19 protein-coding genes and 1 other RNA gene are annotated in these 23,166 nt (G+C 32.3%); 9 read left to right on the top strand and 11 right to left on the bottom strand.

The annotated features are described in order from the left end of the window. Nucleotides 1–194 precede the first annotated feature (194 nt). From B8T70_RS20395 to B8T70_RS20385, 3 genes are all read left to right on the top strand, one after another. Nucleotides 195–923 (top strand): TIGR00730 family Rossman fold protein, encoded by a 729-nt coding sequence (locus tag B8T70_RS20395; protein ID WP_035628114.1) that lies wholly within the window; start codon nt 195–197, stop codon nt 921–923. A 197-nt stretch (nt 924–1,120) separates the two neighbouring features. After that, nucleotides 1,121–3,868: an aminopeptidase gene (locus B8T70_RS20390; RefSeq protein WP_086896026.1), complete on the top strand. Its 2,748-nt coding sequence runs from the start codon at nt 1,121–1,123 to the stop codon at nt 3,866–3,868. 187 nt (nt 3,869–4,055) lie between these two features. Next, the gene (locus B8T70_RS20385; protein WP_086896025.1) at nt 4,056–6,461 is read left to right on the top strand and encodes a thiamine pyrophosphate-dependent enzyme; all 2,406 of its coding nucleotides are present in this window, start codon (nt 4,056–4,058) and stop codon (nt 6,459–6,461) included. A gap of 590 nt (nt 6,462–7,051) precedes the next feature. On the opposite strand, the gene kdsB is transcribed toward B8T70_RS20385, so the two are convergent. Then, nucleotides 7,052–7,786, bottom strand: coding sequence for a 3-deoxy-manno-octulosonate cytidylyltransferase (gene kdsB, locus B8T70_RS20380; protein WP_039119328.1), 735 nt, complete (start codon nt 7,784–7,786; stop codon nt 7,052–7,054). Nucleotides 7,787–7,926: 140 nt separating this feature from the next. Here kdsB and B8T70_RS20375 point away from each other — a divergent pair, with 140 nt between their 5' ends. Further along, nucleotides 7,927–9,252 (top strand): PQQ-binding-like beta-propeller repeat protein, encoded by a 1,326-nt coding sequence (locus B8T70_RS20375; RefSeq protein WP_086896024.1) that lies wholly within the window; start codon nt 7,927–7,929, stop codon nt 9,250–9,252. A 326-nt stretch (nt 9,253–9,578) separates the two neighbouring features. Here B8T70_RS20375 and ygiD read toward each other — a convergent pair whose 3' ends face one another. The 3 genes from ygiD to B8T70_RS20360 are packed head-to-tail and all read right to left on the bottom strand — an operon-like array spanning nt 9,579 to nt 12,475. Next, complete coding sequence (ygiD, locus tag B8T70_RS20370; protein ID WP_086896023.1) at nt 9,579–10,409, bottom strand: 4,5-DOPA dioxygenase extradiol; 831 nt, start codon at nt 10,407–10,409, stop codon at nt 9,579–9,581. Nucleotides 10,410–10,469: 60 nt separating this feature from the next. Continuing rightward, the gene (locus B8T70_RS20365) at nt 10,470–11,006 is read right to left on the bottom strand and encodes a hypothetical protein (protein WP_086896022.1); all 537 of its coding nucleotides are present in this window, start codon (nt 11,004–11,006) and stop codon (nt 10,470–10,472) included. Nucleotides 11,007–11,050: 44 nt separating this feature from the next. Further along, nucleotides 11,051–12,475, bottom strand: a complete 1,425-nt coding sequence (locus B8T70_RS20360) for an ATP-dependent RecD-like DNA helicase (protein WP_086896021.1) — start codon at nt 12,473–12,475, stop codon at nt 11,051–11,053. Between the two features lie 153 nt (nt 12,476–12,628). Here B8T70_RS20360 and B8T70_RS20355 point away from each other — a divergent pair, with 153 nt between their 5' ends. Continuing rightward, a complete protein-coding gene (locus B8T70_RS20355) occupies nt 12,629–13,450 on the top strand; it encodes a DUF3822 family protein (protein ID WP_086896020.1) in 822 nt (273 codons plus the stop codon). Next, nucleotides 13,447–14,049: an RsmD family RNA methyltransferase gene (locus B8T70_RS20350; RefSeq protein WP_039119323.1), complete on the top strand. Its 603-nt coding sequence runs from the start codon at nt 13,447–13,449 to the stop codon at nt 14,047–14,049. The genes B8T70_RS20355 and B8T70_RS20350 overlap by 4 nt, the downstream gene beginning before the upstream one ends. 344 nt (nt 14,050–14,393) lie before the next feature. Here B8T70_RS20350 and B8T70_RS20345 read toward each other — a convergent pair whose 3' ends face one another. Together B8T70_RS20345 and B8T70_RS20340 are read right to left on the bottom strand one after the other, a co-directional pair. Then, nucleotides 14,394–16,490, bottom strand: coding sequence for an outer membrane beta-barrel family protein (locus B8T70_RS20345; protein ID WP_086896019.1), 2,097 nt, complete (start codon nt 16,488–16,490; stop codon nt 14,394–14,396). After that, nucleotides 16,487–17,443 (bottom strand): hypothetical protein, encoded by a 957-nt coding sequence (locus tag B8T70_RS20340; RefSeq protein WP_086896018.1) that lies wholly within the window; start codon nt 17,441–17,443, stop codon nt 16,487–16,489. Before B8T70_RS20340 ends, B8T70_RS20345 begins: the two co-directional genes overlap by 4 nt. A gap of 84 nt (nt 17,444–17,527) precedes the next feature. Here B8T70_RS20340 and B8T70_RS20335 point away from each other — a divergent pair, with 84 nt between their 5' ends. Next, nucleotides 17,528–18,943, top strand: a complete 1,416-nt coding sequence (locus B8T70_RS20335) for a sensor histidine kinase KdpD (RefSeq protein WP_242667527.1) — start codon at nt 17,528–17,530, stop codon at nt 18,941–18,943. Between the two features lie 320 nt (nt 18,944–19,263). Then, the gene (locus B8T70_RS20330) at nt 19,264–19,953 is read left to right on the top strand and encodes a response regulator transcription factor (protein WP_086896029.1); all 690 of its coding nucleotides are present in this window, start codon (nt 19,264–19,266) and stop codon (nt 19,951–19,953) included. On the opposite strand, the gene B8T70_RS20325 is transcribed toward B8T70_RS20330, so the two are convergent. Both B8T70_RS20325 and rnpB read right to left on the bottom strand, forming a co-directional pair. Further along, nucleotides 19,950–20,882 (bottom strand): ketopantoate reductase family protein, encoded by a 933-nt coding sequence (locus B8T70_RS20325; RefSeq protein ID WP_086896028.1) that lies wholly within the window; start codon nt 20,880–20,882, stop codon nt 19,950–19,952. The two genes, B8T70_RS20330 and B8T70_RS20325, sit on opposite strands and share 4 nt — an antisense overlap. Before the next feature lie 169 nt (nt 20,883–21,051). Further along, an RNA gene (rnpB, locus tag B8T70_RS20320) (RNase P RNA component class A) lies at nt 21,052–21,371 on the bottom strand. A gap of 123 nt (nt 21,372–21,494) precedes the next feature. Between rnpB and B8T70_RS20315 the strand changes: the two genes are divergently transcribed. Further along, the gene (locus tag B8T70_RS20315) at nt 21,495–21,788 is read left to right on the top strand and encodes a hypothetical protein (protein ID WP_039116360.1); all 294 of its coding nucleotides are present in this window, start codon (nt 21,495–21,497) and stop codon (nt 21,786–21,788) included. 200 nt (nt 21,789–21,988) lie between these two features. Here B8T70_RS20315 and B8T70_RS20310 read toward each other — a convergent pair whose 3' ends face one another. The 3 genes from B8T70_RS20310 to B8T70_RS20300 all read right to left on the bottom strand — a co-directional run bounded on the left by B8T70_RS20310 (nt 21,989) and on the right by B8T70_RS20300 (nt 23,121). Continuing rightward, nucleotides 21,989–22,288 carry a type II toxin-antitoxin system RelE/ParE family toxin gene (locus B8T70_RS20310; protein ID WP_086896017.1) on the bottom strand — a complete coding sequence of 100 codons (300 nt, stop codon included), beginning with the start codon at nt 22,286–22,288 and terminating at the stop codon, nt 21,989–21,991. Then, on the bottom strand, nt 22,289–22,531 hold the full coding sequence (locus B8T70_RS20305; protein ID WP_086896027.1) for a type II toxin-antitoxin system ParD family antitoxin: 243 nt from the start codon (nt 22,529–22,531) through the stop codon (nt 22,289–22,291). A gap of 113 nt (nt 22,532–22,644) precedes the next feature. Continuing rightward, nucleotides 22,645–23,121 (bottom strand): hypothetical protein, encoded by a 477-nt coding sequence (locus B8T70_RS20300; protein ID WP_086896016.1) that lies wholly within the window; start codon nt 23,119–23,121, stop codon nt 22,645–22,647. Nucleotides 23,122–23,166 lie beyond the last annotated feature (45 nt).

The raw sequence follows: 23,166 nt of genomic DNA, 5'->3' as shown, positions 1-23,166 counted from the left end.
AAAAGTTATACAGCGCAGTTTTTGAAAAAAGAATTATCTTAGTATATTGCGCCCCGCTTTAGGGTAAAATAAAATTGATAAAGTATAGACTAGCCCAGATGGGAACGGTATCCTTTTTATTTTTTCTTTAAAAATAAAAAGATACAAGTGGACAGCTGGAAATAGCTCCTAAAAAATAAATTAATACAAAGAAAATGAGATTAGAAGATTTTGATAATGACGAAGACAAAGTAATCCAAGATAGATTAAAACAAAAAACATGGAACGAAATTAGAACCAATGATAGTTGGGCTATTTTTAAAATCATGGCTGAGTTTGTAAATGGATATGAAAACATGGGACGTATTGGTCCGTGTGTATCTATTTTTGGTTCAGCGAGAACAAAACCAGAAGATAAATATTATTTATTGGCAGAAAAGATTGCCTATAAAATCAGTAAAGCTGGTTATGGTGTAATTACTGGTGGTGGTCCTGGAATTATGGAAGCTGGTAATAAAGGTGCTCACTTAGGCGGAGGAACTTCGGTAGGTTTGAACATTGAATTACCATTTGAGCAACATTTTAACCCTTATATCGACCGTGATAAGAACTTAAACTTTGATTACTTTTTTGTACGTAAAGTTATGTTTGTTAAGTATTCGCAAGGTTTTGTGGTTATGCCAGGTGGTTTTGGAACTCTTGACGAAATGTTTGAAGCAATTACTTTAATCCAAACGAAAAAAATCGGTAAGTTCCCTATTATTTTGGTTGGAACTGAATTCTGGTCTGGATTAATTGATTGGGTAAAAACTGTATTGGTTGAGAAAGAACATACGGTAAGTCCTGATGACTTGAACTTATTTAAAATCGTTGATTCTGAGGATGAAGTAGTTGAAGCTCTGGATAAATTCTATAAGAAATATGATTTAAGCCCGAATTTTTAAATTTTAAAAAAGCTGTGTAAAAACAGCTTTTTTTATGCTTTTTTATCAATAAGTGGCTTTATAAATCCACAATTAATAGTATATTTATTTCGTTAATAAATCTTTAAGGACAATCATTGAAGTTATTTTATAAAATTACTATTTGCACTTTTGTTTTATTGAGCTCGATAAAACAGTACGCACAGCATCATTCTAAAATGACGGTTGCGGTTAATCTCGAGCTAAAAACTCTGAATATCAGACAAGACATTACCTTTAACAATGTATCGAACGATACTTTAATTTCGGTAGTTCTTAATGATTGGAATAATTCTTTTTCGGATAAAAACACCCCTCTTGCCAAACGTTTTTCGGATGAGTTTTACAGAGGATTTCACCTTGCTAAACCTGAAGAAAGAGGGAATACTACGATTATAAGCCTGACAGATACAGAAGACGGAGCTTTGGCATGGGAAAGATCAGAAAAAAATCCCGATTATATTGTAGTCAAACTAAATCGAAAATTAGCTCCAAATGAAACAATTGTCTTACATCTTACCTACATCGTTAAGATTCCTAGTGATAAATTTACACGATATGGCTATTCTCAAAACGGAAGTTTAAACCTGAAAAACTGGTTCTTAAGCCCTGCCCGATTTGAAAACCATCGCTTTATAAAATACAATAATTATAATCTGGATGATATTGCCAATGCTGCAACTGATTATGAGGTAGAAATAAAAGTTCCTAATAATTACACCATTACCACTGACTTAAATAAGACTTCGCAAGAACAATTTGAGAAATACACCAATACTTTTTATTCTGGTAATAAAAGGACGGATTTAAGCTTATTTATTGAACCCAAAAACAGTTTTACTAGATATAAAATAGGCTCTACAGAGGTTGTTACTAATTTAAAGAACAACAATTTAAATGAAATCCAGAAAGCTCTTGCGATAAACAGAATTGTAGATTATGCTAATAAGTATATTGGCGAATATCCGCATGAAAAAATTACGGTTTCGCAAATAGATTACGAAAGGAACCCGTTTTATGGTCTGAACCAATTGCCTTCGTTTATAAATCCTTTTCCGGATGAGTTTATGTTTGAAATTAAGTTCTTAAAAACCTATTTAAATACTTATTTAAAAAATAGTTTACGCTTAGATCCTAGAAAAGACAACTGGATTTATGATGGCATACAAATATATGTCATGATGAAATATATTGAAGAAAACTATCCTGACCAGAAAATGATGGGAAGTCTCTCAAAACTGAAGATCTTAAAAAGCTACAAAATAACTAACCTGAGTTTTAACGAGCAATACAGTTATTTTTATATGCTTATGGCTCGCAAAAATCTAGACCAACCTCTGGGCGACCCCAAGAACACGCTTATAAAATTTAATGAACAAATTGCTAGTAAATATCGCGCTGGACTTAGCCTTAGTTATTTAGACGATTATTTGGGTAATAATAGCGTACAAACTAGTATTCAGGATTTTTATGAACTTAATAAAATAGAGCAAGTAAGTCGTAGTAATTTTGAAAGTCTTTTGAATTATAATGCAAAAAAAGATATCAATTGGTTCTTTGATATTATAATAAACTCTAGAGATATAATAGATTATAAGTTTAATAATGTTTCTAAAACTAAAGACAGCATTACATTTTCGTTAAAAAATAAAACAGAAACCTATGTTCCTATTCCTGTATATGGAGTAAAGAAAAAGGAGGTAATGTTTAAACAATGGATTGATCCTAAAACTACAGATACTACATTTACTGTAGAAAGAAAAAATGCAGACAAAATTGTTTTAAACTATGATAATGAAGTTCCTGAGTATAACTTAAGAAACAACTGGAAATCACTAAAAGGTTTTTCGCCAACCAATCGTCCTATAAAATTTAATTTTGCCAAAGATCTCGAAGATCCGTATTACAATCAGATAATTTATATCCCTACGCTTAACTATAATTATTATGATGGGATAACTCCCGGAATACGTTTTCATAACAAAACGATATTAGACAAACCGTTTACTTTTGATATTAATCCTGCTTACTCTATAAAGGCAAAAACAATATCGGGTTCATCGGGTTTCTCGTATGTTCAAAATTTTAGAAACAGTACTTTATATAACGTAAAATATTCTTTTTCTGAATCTTATTTTCACTATGCGCCAGATGCAACTTATTTAAAGTTAAATCCATCTGTACAGTTGCGAATAAGAGAAGAAAACTTTCGTGACAACAGGAAACAACTTATTACGTTGCGTCAGGTTATTGTTAACAGAGAAAAAAGCAATTATGTTACAGACAATTCCAGTCCTAATTATTCTGTATTTAATGCCCGCTATTTTAATACTAAAACTGAAGTTACAAATCATTTTAACTTTATGTCGGAAGTACAATTTGCAAGTGAATTCGGGAAAGTAGCTAGTGAAATAGAGTTCAGAAAACTTTTTGAGAACAATCGACAGGTAAATTTAAGAATGTATGCTGGAACGTTTATATACAACAATACCAATTCTGATTATTTTAGCTTTGGTATAGATCGTCCTACAGATTATTTGTATGATTATAATTATTACGGAAGATCTGAGAGTACAGGTCTTTTTAGTCAGCAATTTATAATGGCTGAAGGTGGTTTTAAATCAAAACTAACTCCGCAATATGCAAATCAATGGATAACTACTTTAAATGCAAGTTATTCTCTTTGGAATTGGATTGAAGCATATGGAGACGTAGGTTTTATTAAAAGTAAAGGTTTTGCAGAAAAATTTATATATGATAGTGGTATCCGATTAAATTTTGTTCCAGATTATTTTGAATTGTATTTTCCGGTATACTCTAACAATGGGTGGGAAATTTCTCAAGATAAATATGGAGAAAAGATACGTTTCGTAGTTACTTTATCACCTAAAACATTAACCAATCTTTTTACAAGAAAATGGTTTTAATCAAATAAAAACCACACAAAACATAAATTATTATTACTAAATTACACAAAACAATAAAAAAACAACAAAAAAAGCATCCTATTATACCCTTTTAAATACAGATAATTAAATTATATTTTTTTTAACGAATTATGATAATTGCTAGTTTTTAATTAATTTTGTGATCTAACATGACCCATTCCAGATTATGATAAAAGAAAAAAACAATACTACACTTACTTTCGAAGATTTCAAAACCGAAGTTTTGAACGACTACAGAATCGCTATTATTAGCCGGGAATGTAGCTTAATAGGTCGTAAAGAAGTATTGACAGGAAAGGCCAAATTTGGAATTTTTGGCGATGGTAAAGAAGTTCCTCAATTGGCGATGGCAAAAGCCTTCAAGAATGGTGACTTCCGTTCGGGATATTACCGCGATCAAACTTTCATGATGGCAATTGGCGAGTTAACTCCTAAACAATTTTTTGCTGGTTTATACGGTCATACCGATCTAAACTTTGATCCAATGTCGGCAGGAAGACAAATGGGTGGACACTTTGTTACTCATAGTTTAAATGAAGATGGTTCTTGGAAAGACCTTACCAAACAAAAAAACTCTAGTGCAGATATTTCTCCTACCGCAGGACAAATGCCTAGATTATTAGGTCTTGCACAAGCATCTAAAATATACAGAAACGTAGACGGCATAAAAATCAAAGATAATTTCTCTGTAAATGGTAACGAGATTGCATGGGGAACTATCGGAAACGCTAGTACATCTGAAGGATTATTCTTTGAAACCATAAATGCTGCCGGAGTACTGCAAGTACCAATGGTAATGAGCGTTTGGGATGATGAATACGGAATTTCGGTTCATGCAAGACATCAAACTACCAAAGAAAATATCTCGGAGATATTAAAAGGATACCAACGCGACGAAAACTCAAACGGATATGAAATCTTTAGAGTTAAAGGTTGGGATTATGCCGAATTAATTGCAACATACGAAGAAGCTGCAGCTATTGCACGCGAAAAACATGTCCCTGTATTAATTCATGTAAATGAGTTAACACAACCTCAAGGCCACTCGACTTCGGGTTCTCACGAACGTTATAAAAATGCAGCAAGACTGGCTTGGGAAAAAGATTTTGACTGTATTCGCCAAATGCGTTTATGGATGATTGCTATTAATATAGCATCGCCAGAAGAGTTGGACGAAATTGATATGGAATTAAAAAAAGAAGTACTCGATGCCAAAAAAGAAGCATGGAACTCTTTTATAGACCCAATTATCCAGGATCAAAAAGTGTTGCTTACTTTATTAGAAACTACTGCAAATAACAGTACTAATAAAGAGCAAATCCTAAAACTAACAAACGAATTAGCTGCTATAAAATCTCCTCTAAAAAAGGAAATGCTTGCAACAGCCAGAAAAATATTGCGTTTAGTTGTAAATGAAGATAGCAAAACCGAATTAGCTAACTGGATTACTGCATACATTGCAACAACGCAAGAAAGATTCAGCAGCAATTTATTTTCAGATTCTAATCTTAATGTTTTCTCTGTAGAGAAAGTTTTACCACAATACGAGGCAAACAGCCTAGATGTTGATGGAAGAATGATTGTAAGAGACAACTTTGATGCCATCTTTACTAAATATCCAGAAACCTTAATCTTTGGAGAAGATGTAGGGAACATTGGAGATGTAAACCAAGGTTTAGAAGGAATGCAAGAAAAATATGGAGAACTTCGTGTTGCCGATGTAGGTATTCGTGAAGCAACCATAATAGGTCAAGGAATAGGAATGGCATTAAGAGGATTACGCCCTATTGCCGAAATCCAGTATTTAGATTATTTACTATATGCGATCCAAATCATGAGTGATGATTTGGCTACTTTACAATATAGAACCGTAGGAAAACAAAAAGCACCATTAATAATCAGAACACGCGGACACCGCTTAGAAGGTATCTGGCATTCGGGTTCTCCAATGGGAATGATTATAAATGCAATACGTGGAATACATGTACTTGTACCTAGAAACATGACGCAAGCAGCTGGATTTTACAACGCATTATTAGAATGTGATGAACCTGCGCTAGTAATCGAATGTTTAAACGGATATAGATTAAAAGAAAAAGCACCTACAAACTACGGAGAATTTAAAACACCAATTGGTGTTGTTGAAACCTTAAAAGAAGGTAAAGATATTACGCTAGTTTCTTACGGATCGACTTTACGATTGGTAGAACAAGCAGCTACTGAGTTGCAACAAGTTGGTATTGACTGTGAAATTATCGATTTACAATCATTACTTCCGTTTGATATCAATCAAGATATTGTAAAAAGTATTGCCAAAACAAATCGTCTTCTTGTAATAGACGAAGATTTACCAGGTGGAGCTTCTGCTTATATCTTGCAACAAATTATCGAGCAACAAGATGCATACGTACATTTAGACAGCAAACCACAAACATTAACTGCAAAAGCTCACCGACCAGCATACGGAACCGATGGCGATTACTTCTCTAAACCTTCAACCGAAGATATTTACGAAAAAGTATACAGCATGATGAATGAGGTAAACCCATCAAAATACCCTAATTTATACTAAGAAATTAGTTTAAACATTAATACAAAAAAGCTCCAAATCATTACGGTTTGGAGTTTTTTTTATAGACTATTTTAAATAGATTAATCCTTTTTACTTTTAACAATTTATTTTTATAAGGAGCTATTTCCTGCTGTCCGCTATATCTTTTACTGGCAAAAAAAGCCAGAAAAAGGATGCCGCTACCATCAGGGCTAGGACTTGGGTATTTATTAAAATCGCTAATACAAATAACATTATATAAACATTGCCAACGGTTTCAACCGTTGGCAATGTTTATATAATCCGTACCGCACGGTTAAAACCGTGGGCTATGATCAAAATAGAATAGAATTTAAGGACCTAATCCCTTTATGGAGTTTCTTACGGAGATTCTTCGTACCTCAGAAAGACAAGTTTGGCAATAATAATACTGAGAATATATACTCATTACTGCTTATATACTATATTGTCAGGCTGAGAAGAGTCGAAGCCACGTTTACAGAATCGACAATAATTGAAAATCTACTTGGCAGAGTTACTCACGGAGATTCTTCGTGCCTCAGAAAGACAAGATTGGCAATAACAACTTAAGAACAATTATACAATAAATTCTATTTAGACAACAAAAGCACTCTGGCCTTCTCCAAATCCTCCGGTGTATCAATTCCAATACCTACATGAGTAGTTTCGACCATTTTTATGCGCTTTCCAAACTCCAAATAGCGCAATTGCTCCAACTTCTCCGAAGCCTCAAGCGATTTCATTGGTAAGCTATAAAAATCTAATAAAGCTTGTTTTCTAAAAGCGTAAATCCCAATATGCTGAAAATAACGCACACCAACTGCTACATCTCTAGGATACGGAATAACCGAACGAGAAAAATACAAAGCAAACCCACTTTGATCCACCACAACTTTTACATTGTTAGGATTATTTATTTCGGTTTCATCTTTAATTTCACGCATTAAAGAAGCCAAATCAACTTTTTTGTCTGAGTCATTTCTGAAAACTTCAATTACTTTTGCCAGCGGCTCAGCATCGATAAAAGGTTCATCGCCTTGTACATTTATAACAATATCAACTTCCAGATTCTGGATAGCTTCAGCAATCCTATCACTCCCCGATTCATGTTCTTTAATACTCATAATGGCTTTACCTCCATTTGAGACAATCTCATCAAATATAATATCCGAATCTGTTACAACAAATACATCATCAAATAAATTGGTTTGTATTGCGGCTTGATACGTTCTTAAAATTACTGTTTTGCCGCCCAAATCTTGCATTAGTTTGGCGGGAAATCGTGTAGAAGCGTAACGTGCGGGAATAACTGCTATTATTTTCATTTCTTGAATGTATTAGTGATAAATCGTAAAAACAAATATACCTATTCACAATCAGGTATTAAAAAATTATTTCTAACATATTTCTTAAATAATTAAACTTTAATATGTTATAAAATATTTATTTTTATGAGAAAAAAAGTATGAAAAGATTATTAGCACTTCTCCCTCTCTATTTCTTTTTAGTAATAAATAATTCATTTGCGCAAAAGAATGAACCCTCAATTATAAACTCATTTTCAGACCGAGTATTTCCTGGTAAAGGATATTTACCATTAGGCGACATTAAATGGAAATTTAAAACCGATGGCAAAATATTCTCTTCGCCAATAGCCAAAAACGGAATTGTATTTATTGGTAGCGAAGATGGTTTTCTTTATGCTATCGAAGAGAAATCTGGAAATTTAAAATGGAAATTCAAAACTAATGGAGCAATCCATAGTTCACCAAGTATTTACGAAAACACTATCTTTTTCGGCAGTTTCGATGGCTATTATTATGCCGTAAATACAACAACTGGTAAAGAAGTCTGGAAATTTAAAACAGGTGGAGAAAACTGGTATAGTGATCTTAGAATATTAGGCACGAATCCAAATGGCAAACCCATGGATGATTTATGGGACTTTTATTTATCATCGCCTGTAGTTTATAAAGACAATAAATCGGCTTCGGTATTATTTGGGAGTAGTGATGGAAATGTATATTCGCTTGACGCAAAAAAAGGAAGCTTAAACTGGAAATTTAAAACCGAAGGTCCAATTCATAGCACACCAGTTCTAGATAAAAATACTTTATACATTGGTAGTTGGGATGCTAAACTATACGCTATAAATTGTAAAACAGGAAAAGAAAAATGGAAATTTACTACCGAAGACAAAATAGGATTCAAAGGAATTCAATCTTCTGTAGCTGTTGCGGATGGAATGGTATATTTTGGTGCCAGAGATCCTCATTTTTTTGCTTTAGATTCTGAAACAGGAAAACTAATCTGGAAATACGATGCCGAAAGTTCATGGATTCTCAGCTCTGCTGTAATACTAAACAATATTATATATGTTGGAACTTCAGACACTTATGCCTTACTTGCTTTAGATTCTAAAACTGGAAAAGAACTATATCGCTTTAGAACAAGCGGATATGTATATTCAAGTCCTGCAATTTCTGGAAACACTATTTATTTTGGAGATTTTACAGGTAATTTCTTTTCATTGGATATTCTTTCGCTTGGCAAAATATCTAATTTTATAAGCACCGATAGTAGAAAAAAACATGCTGCCGAAATTCTAAAAAATGACCAACTAGACTTTACATACGCAGCCAAAAATTCGGATTTATCCCAATATAAAGAAACTAAAAAAGTTATGGATGAGTTTTACAAACTTGGTCCAATTGTTTCTTCTCCATTTATTAGTAACAATACAGTTTATTTCGGGAGTGCCGATGGGTATTTTTATGCTATTGGATTGTAAAATTTTATTTAGCTCACTTCAAAAAGGAACGCGGATGATACTGATTCGCCAAGGCGAAAACACAGATAAAAACGGATTTTTTTAAAGCAATAAATAGAAAAGACGAAGTAAATCTGTAATTAAATTTTTCTCACGCAGATTTTAAAAGATTTAAGCCGATAAGCGCAGATTTATTTAGGACTAATTTTAAATTAAATCTGCTTTAATCTGCCGAATCTGCGTGAAAAAACATTTTAATCCTTTAATTTTATCTAAACTTTTTTAAGTTAGCTTCCCAAACCAAAGCTCAAAACTGGAACTGTGACTGAAACTGTACACTATTTCTGTTACATAATCTTAACCGAAGTCATACTCAATGAACCAGCCAATAGTTTATCATTAAATAAACTTAATTCTTCTGATTTTTCTTTTAAGCCTAACGTATAAAGCAACGGTAAATAATGATCTGGTGTTGGAATCGCTAATTGAATCGCTTTATCCATTTTCTCGTAATTAATAAGCGGTTGAAAGTTTCCATCCAGCAAATAATCATTAATAGTTTGTCGAGCTTCAATCGCCCAATCGTAGCCATAATTATCTCTATCGTAATTATGAAAATCGACTAATCTTAAATTATGGACAATATTACCACTCCCAATAATCAAAACTCCTTTATGACGTAGGGATTGTAATTTTTGAGCCAACTCAAAATGATATTGCCCCGATTTTGTATAATCAATACTTAACTGAATCACCGGAACATTTGCTTCAGGATATAAATGCTTTATCACACTCCATGCCCCGTGATCTAAGCCCCAGGTTTCATCTAATTCTATTTCGACAGGAGTAAGTATTCTTTTAGTTTCAACAGCTAATTCCGGACTTCCTTTGGCAGGATATTGCACATCAAACAAAGCCTGAGGAAAACCTCCAAAATCATGAATAGTTTTAGGCATTTCCATCGCCGTAACTTTTGTTCCTTTGGTGTACCAATGTGCCGAAATACACAAAATAGCATTCGGCTGAGGCAATGTTTTAGCCAGGTTTCTAAACCCTGCAACAAACTCGCTTTCTTCGATAGCATTCATCGGATTCCCATGCCCAAGAAACAAAACTGGCATTTTATCTGTATTCGAGAAAGTTTGCGAAATAGTATGTAAATCGTTTAGCGTATTCATAATCTAAATGAGATTTATGTTCATTAAAAGGCTAATGCAGGTTTTACGAATTAGCGCTAATTATTTTTTAAAAAGTTTTAATTCAGCTAATAATTGATTATAACTATTCAAATTTTTAGAATTATAATCATAAACTTCAATTACGAAAGTTGAATCAGAATTCATAATTGAAAAAGAATCTCCAGCATGTCCTGGAAATCTTTCCTCAACTTTAGACTCAATCATTCTTTTCATATATTCGATTATTGATTTTTTATTAGAATCTGTTAATCTGATTGTTTTTTGAGTAACAATTGTTTCTATATTTTGTCCCTTTGAGTCTCTCTTATCACAATCAATATTTGTTTTGGTATAATTCAAAAAATAATCTTTAAAGTTTCTTTCTTTAGTAAATATTTTTATTTCTTCATAACGTCCTCCCCATTCTCCACACTCACTAAAACGCGCATTAATCTTTACCCCTGCATCAACTCCACTAGCACCTAAAGTAATTGGATCAAAAAAAACTATTACATTATCCTTTTCTTGAATCTTTGTATCTTGCTTTTTACCACAACTTAAAGCTATCAATAAAAAAAATAAAACTAACTTTTTCATAATTATTAGAATTCGTGCTAATTCGTGAAATTTGTGGCAACTAATTATTCTACAAAATGCTCATCTTTAAAGCCTATCAAATATAATTTATTTTTTGCTCTTGTCATAGCAGTGTACAACCATCTTATGTAGTCACGGTCAATACCGTTTGGCAAATAAGGTTGTTCTATAAAGACTGTATCCCATTGCCCACCTTGTGATTTATGACACGTTATTGCATAAGAGAATTTTACTTGTAAACCATTAAAATATTCGTTGGCTTTTACCTTTTGGAATTTCTTATATTTTGTAGTTTCATTATCATAATCTTTCATCACCTCTTCATACAATCTATTCGATTCTTCGAAGGTTAACGATGGTGATTCGCTTTTTATAGTATCCAATAATAAAACCGTTTCAAAAGGTTTCTGATTTGGATAATCGACCATTCGTATTTTTACTTTCGCAAATTTGAAACCGTATAATTCCTGAATACTAAATATTTCCAGAATCTCGATAATATCACCATTGGCAATAAAACCAGCTTCATCTGAATCTTTTAGCCAGAAATAATTATTCTTAACTACCATCAGGAAATCGCCGGTAGAAAGGTCACTTTCTTTAAATAGAATCTTGGCACGAATTTGTTCGTTATACTGATTTGCTCTTTTATTAGAGCGCACAATAAAAGCCGTATCTTCAATACTATAATTACTATATGCAGAGTTTATCGCATCCTGAATATCGTAACCATCTGTTAATCGTACAATATCTTTAAACTTCTTTACATCAAACCTAAACTCGGTAATAAAACTTTCTTTTAGTAATTCACGTAATTCCGTAGCATTAAATAAAATACCTGAGTTTTCTTCCTGACGCATTACTTCGTCAAGTTCGATATGCTCAATTTCTTTATTATAATTTACGCTTAACGTATGAATATCAAGTGCCGGACTAATATCTAAATTTACTGGTGGCAACTGTGCCGTATCTCCCAATAAAATCATTTTACAATTGGTTCCCGAATACACGTATGAAATCAAATCATCTAATAAAGAACCGTTTTCGTATAGTTTAGAATCAGAATTACTATCTGAAATCATCGAAGCTTCATCGACTATAAAAATGGTGTTTTTATGCTTGTTTTGCTGAATGGTGAACGAAACTCCACCACCAGAAGATTTCTTAGGAAAATATATTTTTTTATGGATTGTAAAAGCGGGTTTCTCCGAATAATTAGCAATTACTTTTGCAGCACGACCTGTTGGCGCAAGCAAAACATATTTCTTATCAATCTCTGCTAAATTATTTACAATGGTCGAAATTACCGTAGTTTTTCCTGTTCCTGCATATCCTTTTAGTACAAAAATCGTATCATTTGCTGTATCGGTTAAAAATATAGCAATCTTTTGAAAAAAAATATCCTGTTTATAGGTCGGAGAAAAAGGGAATTTTTTTTGTAAAAGACTATAAAACAGGGAAGAACTCATAACGGTTATATTAATGTAAAATTATCATCAAATATAGGTATCAAACGCGAGGGAACCACATAAAATCCCAAATGAATAAAAAAAAATTGTAAGTTTGTCATCACGTTTAATTCTATCTTGATTCTTAACAAGAATTGAATTCTAAATCCATTTATGCAATCACAAAATACAAATATAACATCAAAAAAGTACAAAAAGCTTTCCATTCAGGTTTCACTGGCTGGGCTTTCGTTTTGTTGTTTTGATACATTAAACAATACTGTTTTATCTTTAAACGAAGTCACTTTTGACACGTCTCACAAAACTAGCAAAATTGAAGATTTGTTTGCCGATGCTTTTAGCAAACATCCAGAACTTAAAGATACTTATGATCAAATAACGATAATACATAACAACAATTTATCAACGTTTGTTCCTACTGCCCTATTTGACGAAAACTTTCTAGGTAGCTATTTACAATACAATACCAAGGTTTTTGAAACTGATTTTTTTGCTTTCGACGAAATTTCCAATTATCAAATGAATGCTGTTTACATTCCGTATGTAAACATCAATAACTTTTTTATTGACCAGTTTGGCACTTTCGAATACAAACACGCCAATAGTATTCTTGTCGAAAAGCTTTTGGATGGATCCAAAAACAACGACGATAAAACAATGGTTGTCAATTTTAATTTAGGACATTTCGAAATCATTGTGGTGCAAAACCAAAAACTATTATTATTTAATTCTTTTGAATATCAAACTCCTGAGGATTTTATTTATTATTTGCTGTTTACAGCAGAACAACTTAATATGAACCCCGAGAGTTTTAAACTTGAATTGTTAGGAACGATTTCTGAAAAAGACGATTTTTTTGCAATCGCTTATAAGTATATCCGAAATGTATCCTTGTTTGACGTATCTAACTTAGAAAAAAATAATTCTTTTTCGACGGCTCAAAATCAACAACATTTTATACTTTTTCAATCATGAGAATCATTTCAGGAAAATACAAAGGAAGACGCATATCTCCACCCAAAAACCTTCCGGTAAGACCTACAACTGACATGTCTAAGGAAGCATTATTTAATGTTTTGAATAACCATTTTAGTTTTGAAGGCTTAAAGGTATTAGATTTATTTGCGGGAACTGGAAACATCAGTTATGAATTTGCCTCTCGTGGTTGCACACCAATTACATCTGTAGATGGTGATTTTGGTTGTGTAAAATTCATCAAGCAAGTTGCAGCCGAATTTGACTTTAATATTGCCGCAACAAAAAGTGACGTGTTTAAATTTTTAGAAAGCTGTAAAACATCTTACGATATTATTTTTGCAGATCCTCCGTATGCTTTGGATCAGGCTACATTCGAAAAAATTGTAATGTTAGTTTTTGAGAGAGAGCTTTTGCAAGATGATGGAATGATGATTATCGAACATTCTAAATATACTAAATTAGATCATTTAAGTAATTTTTCATTTAAGAAAAGTTATGGTGGTTCTTTCTTTAGTTTCTTCGAATTTGATTCTTCCGAAGATGAAGAAATAAGCCTTAAAGCTGCAACAAAAAGTACCGAAGAAGACGAAGGTTAATAAACACCCAAGTTATCATAATATAAAGAGGCTGTCCGAAAAGTAATTTTCAGACAGCCTCCTTTGCTTATTTAAACAAGTTTATAACATTCTAAGTCCCAGAGGGACGTTATATTTATAGAAATTCACAAACCCATTTTATAAACCCCATCGGGGTGACATGTATAGCAATCTAAAAAAAACAAAATAACGCTACGCTGTAGCTCTTTAGCAATAGATTCTATAAAAAATGCTATAAACATTATGCTCCGCTGGAGCAATTAGCAATCATGTTTTCAAAAATCAATAAACAAACTATCTAAAATTACTTTTCGGACAGCCTCTTCTGCTTTTAAACACATCATTTATCGAATCCTGTTTGAATCATCTACATTTTTTTCCTTAAACTGTGAATCTTTTATTTTTCCGAAAGAATATTTTATAGCAATCGAAATTTCGTGCCAATCAACCTGATATCTTGCCTTCGAGCTAACGTTATTAATAGTAAACTGTTCTTCTTCGATATTACTATTAAAAACATTATTACACGTTACAGTACAATTCCAGTTTTTGAAAAAAGTTTTAGAAAGCGCCATATCTACAATAAATCTCTCGTTTCGCTCAAAAACGCCTTTGTTTTGTTTAGTCAATCCCCAGCCAGATACAGTAAGAGTAAATCCTTTTGGAAGCTTAAATTCATTATTTGAGTAATAATACAAATAGGGTTTTGAAGCTAAAAACATAGCTGATTTATCTTCTATTTTTTCTAAAATAAAAACCAATGAATTTGTCGTTGTCCAAAATCTATAAGTAAATGGTAATGTAAAATCCAGGTTAAATCCTGTTTCTTTATCAAAATTTATATCTTTAAAGGTCATGATATTTTGTTCCTCATCATATATAAAACTATTATAAACTGGGTTTGTGTTTTGATAATAACTTAGCTTAACCGATTTATCATGATACTGAAAAGTAGATGAGATTTCATTAATAATAGTCGGATCCAAATTTATATTTCTGCCATATAAAAAATAAGGATTAATATACGTTGTTCCCTGACTTAAAGAAGAATAATTGGGTCTCGAAATACTTTTTGCATAATTTACACTAATGCTTTTTGTACTATCTATTGGGAATGTAAGTTGTGCTTTCGGAAAGAAATTAGTGTAATTCTTATCAATCAAAGGCAATAAATCGGTTTTAAATTTTCCGTTTACATTGGTGTTCTCCACTCTTATCCCAACCGAAAAATCTACTTTCTTAATCTTTCCCGATAACTGACTATATCCTGCTAAATTTTGCTCTTTAAAATCATAATGACTTAATACATTTTTATTGGTTTCAGAATAAAATATATCAAAATCTGATTTTGAATCGGCAGAAGAATACAATCCTCCAACTTCGAATTTCATTTCATTTTTAAACTTTTTCTCAATATCAATTCTTCCTAAAAAAACACCAACTTTAAACTTTTGATCTCGGATTTGTGTCAAGCCAAACTCAGTATCATTAAAATTATTTTCGACTTCACTCCATAATCCCTGATCAAAATTAGAATATTGCAAGCCTGTAAAAACCTGCGTATCGATAGCTTTTATTTTCTTAGAATAATTTAAAAATGCGTTTACAAAATTCTTATTGCTATCATTATCACTAAAGGTTACAACATTGTTTTCGATATTATCTTTTTTATTATAAGTACTCGTATTAATATCAAAAGTGTCTTTTTGCAACTTACTGTTTGTATTAAACGAGAAATAATCATCCTCATTTATCTTATAAAATAGTCCACCTCCAAAAATATACTGTTTGCGTTTGGTATAAGCTTCAACATCGTAATCTGAAACAATATTTGCATTAGCAATCTCATAATCTATACTATGATTTTCCCAAGGTTGCAATTGATTGTAATTAAAATTAGCCTTCCATTCTAGTTTGTTTTTCTTGAAACTAGAATTAAACCCAAGATAATTATTGTATCTTTTTTTAAAAGAAGCTACTTCAGAAATGTCCGTTTTAAAACTATCTTTTTTACTAAACTTTCTTGTTATCAAAACCACAGCACGTCCTTCGGCTTCATATTTAGCAGATGGATTCTGGATAATCTCGATATTCTTTATATCATCTACCGATAGCGCATTTAAGTCATTCATTCCCACTCTTTGGTTATCAATATAAATAAGTGGCGTTCCTTTGCCTACAATCGAGATATTCTCTTTGTCTGAGCTTATAATAATAGTAGGTAATTTAGATAATAAATCTAGTGTATTAGGAACAGAGTTATAAACCGAATTAGCAACATCTATTTTAATATTTCCGTTTTGATTCGAAAATGTTTTTGGTTTTGCACTGATGACGACTTCTTCTAATTTATTCGAAATACTATCCTTTGGGGTTTCGCTTTGTGCATATCCAAATGCAGAAACAAGAAGGCAAATTGCAATTATTATTATTTTAATCATCTTTCAAGTAAGTTAAGAATCCAATTCAAACAATCTTCTGTATCCATTATCGACCAAGAATGCGGATTTTTACTCCCGTTTAATCTCACTCCTTTTCCTTGACTTATAATTACACTTGCATTATTATTCCCCATAACTTTCAATTGGTTTATCATCCCAACTATGTCAATCCCGTTCCAATCATACAAATCACGGTGGCGTTCATTAATTAGCCAGTTAACATCGAGATCTGTGTACATACGAATAGGCATATTTTTTAAATATTTTGCATTGCCTCCATCTTTTGCTCCATAAGAAAAAATAGAAGCATCAATATATTTTTCCGGGAATTGATCCGGTGAACCGCCATATAAAGTATCCCAATTATTCTTCATCCATTTTGCCTCATTTGCTCCAGCTTCAGAAAAATTTCTTTTAATTTCTCTTTCACAATATTTATAAAAACGAGCTTGATCCAGCGGAGCGTCCAAAGCGAAAATTCCTTTAGGAATTAAGAATAATTTGTTTGGATTTTTAATGGCGTTTTCCGCATAAGTCAAAGAAATAATACCTCCACTCGACAAACCTCCTAAAATAAAATTCTCCTTAGAGACCTTGTACTTTCTTACAACTTCATCAAAAATCTTGTCTAAAAAAGAAAATTCAGCTTCACGACTATCCGTTCCCCAATTTATTGAAGGAATAATTACCAGAATACCTTTTTTAACAGCTAACTCATGCAGTGTTATTTGTTTTAATAAATCTTCTGTAGATTCCCCTCCAGATGGTAAAATTACCAAAGCCCCTATAATATCCGTTTTTGGAACCATTTTGTAATAATGCAATGATTGTGAGTCTTCGTCATTGACATATATATCATTGGTATCTAAATAATCAACAGTTACTTTTTCCATTTTTTGCCCATAACAAAATGTAATTCCAAACAGAATCAGCATTGATAATCGTTTTTTCATAATTTGTCTTTTTCTATATATTTGATTGCAAAAATGGTTCTAAAAAACACTGTCGAAAGTTAATCGTAGGTTAATGCAGGGTTAATGCATAAATTAAAAGATAAAAGCTTTATTTTTGGAATGTATTTATTGGATGAAATGAAACACAGAATCAACTTATTAATCTTTTTATCAGCTATCGCTCTGGTGGTTTTATCTGTTGTGCAATGCTATTTGGTAAAAACAACTTATGATTATAAAGTAGCACAGTTTCACTCAGAGATTAAGAATGAAATTGCTTTTATCACAAATGATTATAGCGATATCGATTCGACAATTGTCAACAAAAAAGAACATCTATACAAGCAATTAGCCGAGAATTATATACATGATAAGAAAACAAAATCGGACATTAAAACCGCTTTGCTTCAAAATGAATTTCGAGGTGAACTAACCCGAAAATTACAACAGAAGTTTAATAGAGAAATTCCAAATTTCTCTATAGATTTTGCCATTGTACTCAACAAGTTTATCATCTATAATAGTTCTAAAAAAGCCGATACAATTTTCTCCGAAAAGCCATTTATAAAAAACAAATTATATGGTAATCTGGCTTCTTTAGACAATGCCTTTTTAGTCCGAAATTATGTGGGTACAACAAACGGAACAGCACAAATGCAAGATTATAATTTGCTCACCGAAGATTCTATGTACGTATCGGTTATCGATTGGGAAATGATAATATTAAAAAGGATGAGTATGATTTTATTCTTGTCCCTACTATCAATCTTAACCTTGATAACACTTTTTGTAATTGCCATAAAAGCATTGATAAAACAGAAAAAAGTAAGCGATATAAAGACCGATTTCATCAATAATATCACACACGAGCTCAAAACGCCTTTAACGACTCTGGCTATTTCAACCAAAATACTAGAGCGAAAAGACATTCGTGACAACGAAATTCATTTCAACTCGATTCTTAATACCATTTCGCGTCAAAACAACCGTTTACAGAGTTTGATAGACCAAGTTCTGGCAAATTCTCTAGATGAAAATGAAATGGAAATGCAGAAAGAAAAGATTATTACCGAGTCTTTCTTAAATGCAATTATCGAAGATTTTAAAATTGCATATCCTAAAGTTAAGATAGAAACTCATTTCGGCACAAACGAAACTACTCTTGTATTAGATAAATTTCACTTAACAACAGCAATCTTAAATGTGCTCGAAAATGCAGTAAAATATGGCTCGAAAACCATTATCATAAAAACCACATTAAACCAAAACCAATTTAATCTTAGTATTCAGGATGACGGAATCGGGATTTCTAAAAGCAAACATTCTTTACTTTTTGATAAATTCTATCGTGTAGAACAAGGCAATCTGCATAATTCTAAAGGATTGGGGTTAGGACTTTATTATGTAAACCAAATCATCAAAGCTCATCAAGGTACGATTGCAGTAATAAGCGATTTAGGAAAAGGAGCCAAGTTTTATATTAGTTTTCCGTTGAGTTAAGTTTTCAGCTTCAGACCAAGAAAGTGTTTTGGGACTTTGATAAAAAGTTGCTAGCTTAAATTGTCTATAAAGGAACGCGGATGATACGGATTTATAAAAGTAAAGCCGCGGATTAAAACTGATTTAAAAACAATCAAAAATAAAATCCGTTTTAATCCGTGTTTTCGCCTTAGCGAATCCGTATAATCCGCGTCCCTTTCGCAAAGAGTTAGATCGATTTTATAAAGATTAAACAGGTTAACACAGGTTTTTTTTTAGATTATTTCATATAAAATTAGTGCCGATTCGTGTAAGTTGTGGCAAAAAAAAATACAGCAAAAATGAAAAAAATACTTTTGGCAGAGGATGATTCCGATTTTGCAAACGTACTCAAACAATACCTGGAATTGTATGATTATGATGTTACTTGGGCCGAAAACGGTCAGGAAGCATTAGCTGTTTTTCAAACTACAACATTCGATATTTGCGTATTCGATGTCATGATGCCTATTATTGACGGATTTACACTTGCCGAAAAAATCATCAAAATCAATCCCGAAATTCCATTCATTTTTCTCACAGCAAGAAAACTTAAAGAAGATAAAATAATTGGATTAAAGCTCGGTGCAGACGATTACATTGTAAAACCCTTTGAAGCCGAAGAACTTATCTTACGCCTAAATAACATCCTGAAAAGAAGCCAACAAAAAACATCTCTTTTCTCAGAAACCAACGAGTTACAAATTGGAGATTATTTATTTGATACCAAACGATTATCATTAAGAAAGGACAACAAAAACCAACAACTTACAGAGAAAGAAGCTGCGCTTATTCATTTCTTTTACACGCATAAAAATCAAATGCTAAAAAGAGAACAAATCCTAAAATCGATTTGGAAAAATGACGACTTTTTTTCAGGCAGAAGCATGGATGTTTATATCAGTAAAATTCGAAAATACTTTAAAGACGATTCCCGAATTAGTATCGATAGCATCCGTAATATCGGACTAGAATTTAAGATAAGTGATTAATTACTCTCGTGTGTAGCTAATTTATCCAAAATCAGCTGATATGTTGGTGTTTCAATTTCATATTTCAAACCTTCATTTACTACAAATTCAGTAAGAGACGAAAGTTCGATTTTTCTTCCTGCCAACAAATCACGGTGCATAGACGAAGTTGCATCACGAGGTGTTTTCTCCAATTTCAGGATAGTTTGCATTACAATATCATTAGGAAGATTCAGTCCTTTTACAGCCGCAATCATAGTTATTTCATTCAGCAATGAAACATATAAATTTCGGCTAGAAGCATTTTCCATAATTTCACCAATATTCTGATTCAAGTAAGAAGTAGCTGAAGCCAAAGACGATATAAAAACAAACTTCTCCCAAACTGTTTCTTCTATATTATCTACGAGATAACTTTCGATTTTAGCATTTTGGAAAATGGTTTGCAACGCCTTCATTCTATAAACCGAAGCACTATCAGAACCAAAAAATAACTTTTCGTAAATTCCTGTTTTTTTAATAACGCCAGGTTCAGCAATCATCGAAACGATGTAAACGCAACCTTGCAAAACTTCATTATCAGGAAAAATGATACTAATACGTTCCGTGGCGTCAACGCCATTATATAAAGGAAGAAAAACAGTATTCTTGGTAATACATTTTTTTATAGCATCAAGACTTTCTTCGATATCATAGGTTTTAGTAGCGCAAATAAGGTAATCTAGTTTCCCAATTGCATCAGGATCATTAGATACTACAGTTGGGAAAACAATCGTTTCTCCTTCATCAGTACTAATTTTAAGACCCGATTTGGCAATAACTTCCATAGCTTTACCACGCGCAATAAAAACGACTTCTATAGCATCGTTTTCGGCATAGGCTTTCGCCAAAAGTCCACCAAAATAACCACCTACTCCACCCAATCCTAAAATTCCAATTCTTGTTTTCATATTATTTTTTTTGCCACTCCCAATCTCAACGGTTCGGAACGGGATAAAAAGATTCCACAGATTAAAAACGTAAATATTCATAATCTACGCGTCTTTGCATCATGTTTAATTTCAGAAATAACTAGTGAAGATTTTTCATGAAAATAAATTTAATACTCTCACAAATATAAAAAAATGCAGACCTATAAGCCGGATTCTGTTCTTGTTATTACTAACAATACCTTATCATTTATCTAGACTTACAATTACTCATAAGTTCAAGCTATCTACCCTTCAGCAACGAACGAGAAGCCCTTAAATGCTGATATACTTGATATTTCACCGCATAGAGTTTACCTGTTTTCACTACAGCATTACCTGTACATACTTTCTGCTGCACTTGTCCTAACGCTATTTCTAACGCCGACGGGTGTTACCCGCTATGCTTCTCTGTGGTGTCCGGACTTTCCTCCCCTCACCTAAATGAGCGACGATAAGGCGGTCTGCGGGGCAAATTTAGCGTTTTTATTGCTCTCTTTTCTCCATTATAAAATTTACTTTAACACTCCTTTTACAAACACTTAATTTTAAAATAGTTATCTTTAAACGTTAACCACCAAAATTTCATTTATCATGATTAGAATGTATCACTACGCAACTGTATCCAAAGCTTTGGATCAATTAAACGAAAAAGGATTTACTTACGATTTTAATCTAAATGAAGATGTAATAAAGAAAAATCCTGAAAAATTTGAAATCGTACATGTGTATCGATACGAAGGAGAATCAGATCCAGGCGATGAAGCCGTGGTTTATGGAATAAAATCTACATCGGGCAAAAAAGGTGTTTACGTCGCTGGATTTTCAGCCAATTCCGATTCTGAAACCGCAAAAATCTTAAGTGATTTAAGTATTAGAGGAAGATAATTTTATTCAGGAGCTATTCCTGCTATCCGCTGTATCTTTTTCTGGCTAAAAAAAGCCAGAAAAAGGATGCCGCTTCTATCAGGGCTAGGACTTTGGATTTCATTAATAACTATTGCTTTTATGAGGTAATAACAATACCAACATCGATAATTTTTTTCTCAACGCGAGCTCGAACGTCCCTTAGGAATTTCTTCTCAATTTTATTTTAAAAATTTACTTTTCAAATCCATTCTACTATGAAGGATTCTAATAATTTCAATTTCATCATTTGAAAGAATTTGATAAAAAAGAATGTGTTCATTTGATTTAAACCCAAATAATTTCTCAGTTACCAAATCATAATTTTTACCCAGATCTGGGTTTTCGGCTATTTCCGTACAGGAATCTAAAAGTAGAAAATAATACTTATTGGCTTGTCTTTCGGACCATTCTTCACAAGTATAATTCCAAATTTGAGCTAAATCTTCAACAGCCTTATTGGTTAAATGATATTTAGCCATTTACTTTCTCTTTGCCTTTAAACTTTCAAGATGTTTATTAGGGTCGAAATTTTCAGCTCGTCCACTATTAATACCTTCTTGAACTGCATTTTTCAAAGCCATCAATCGATTTTCTTCTTCTTCTAAAAGGCGTAAACCCGCTCTGATAACTTCACTAGCATTTTTAAATCTTCCCTCTGAAAGACTATGCTCAATAAAATTCTCAAAATGATTCCCCAACGATATGGATGTATTTCTTCCCATGATATATTTGGTGATTTTATGTAAAGTTACCATTATTTGGTAATTTTACAAATCTATAGTAAAGTTTATTCATGTTGCGATAAATCCCACGCTCGCGACAGCACGGGGAACTATTATAGAGATTGAAGAATCGAAATCAATTCTTCAACTTGATTTATCGGCATTTTAACAACCGATTCGATCAAAGACTCTTCAGAAGCTATTACCAACACACCTTCATTGTCCTCTTCATAACCAACCAACTTAAAAGAATATTTAAGAATAGCAAAACTCATTTCTTTTTTACCATCCTTAAACCAACCATAATTTGCTTCATATGTAATTTTATTTTCAAAAAATTCAATAGTTTCTTCACCATAAGTATTCCATAAAGCAACCCTAAGTAGATAAAATCCCATAACCGAAAATAAACCTATACCAATAAAATAGCCGAATTGCATTCCGCCTCCGCTTATTATATTGATGATCGCTCCTAATAGTGGAAAAACAAAAAAAACAAAAGCAAAAAAGAACATCACGATTCTAATTCCTAATGGGGATTTTTTTACTTTTAGTTTAAGTATGTTGTTGTTTAAATTAAATTGTTTCATCAAAGAAATTTATAGTTAAAGTTTTTAACCGTAAAAGTATACTCC

The organism is Flavobacterium sp. AJR (genome assembly GCF_002156885.1).
GTDB lineage: Bacteria > Bacteroidota > Bacteroidia > Flavobacteriales > Flavobacteriaceae > Flavobacterium.
The sequence above is the reverse complement of the archived record's forward strand: the minus strand, read 5'-3'. Positions and strand labels throughout refer to the sequence as shown.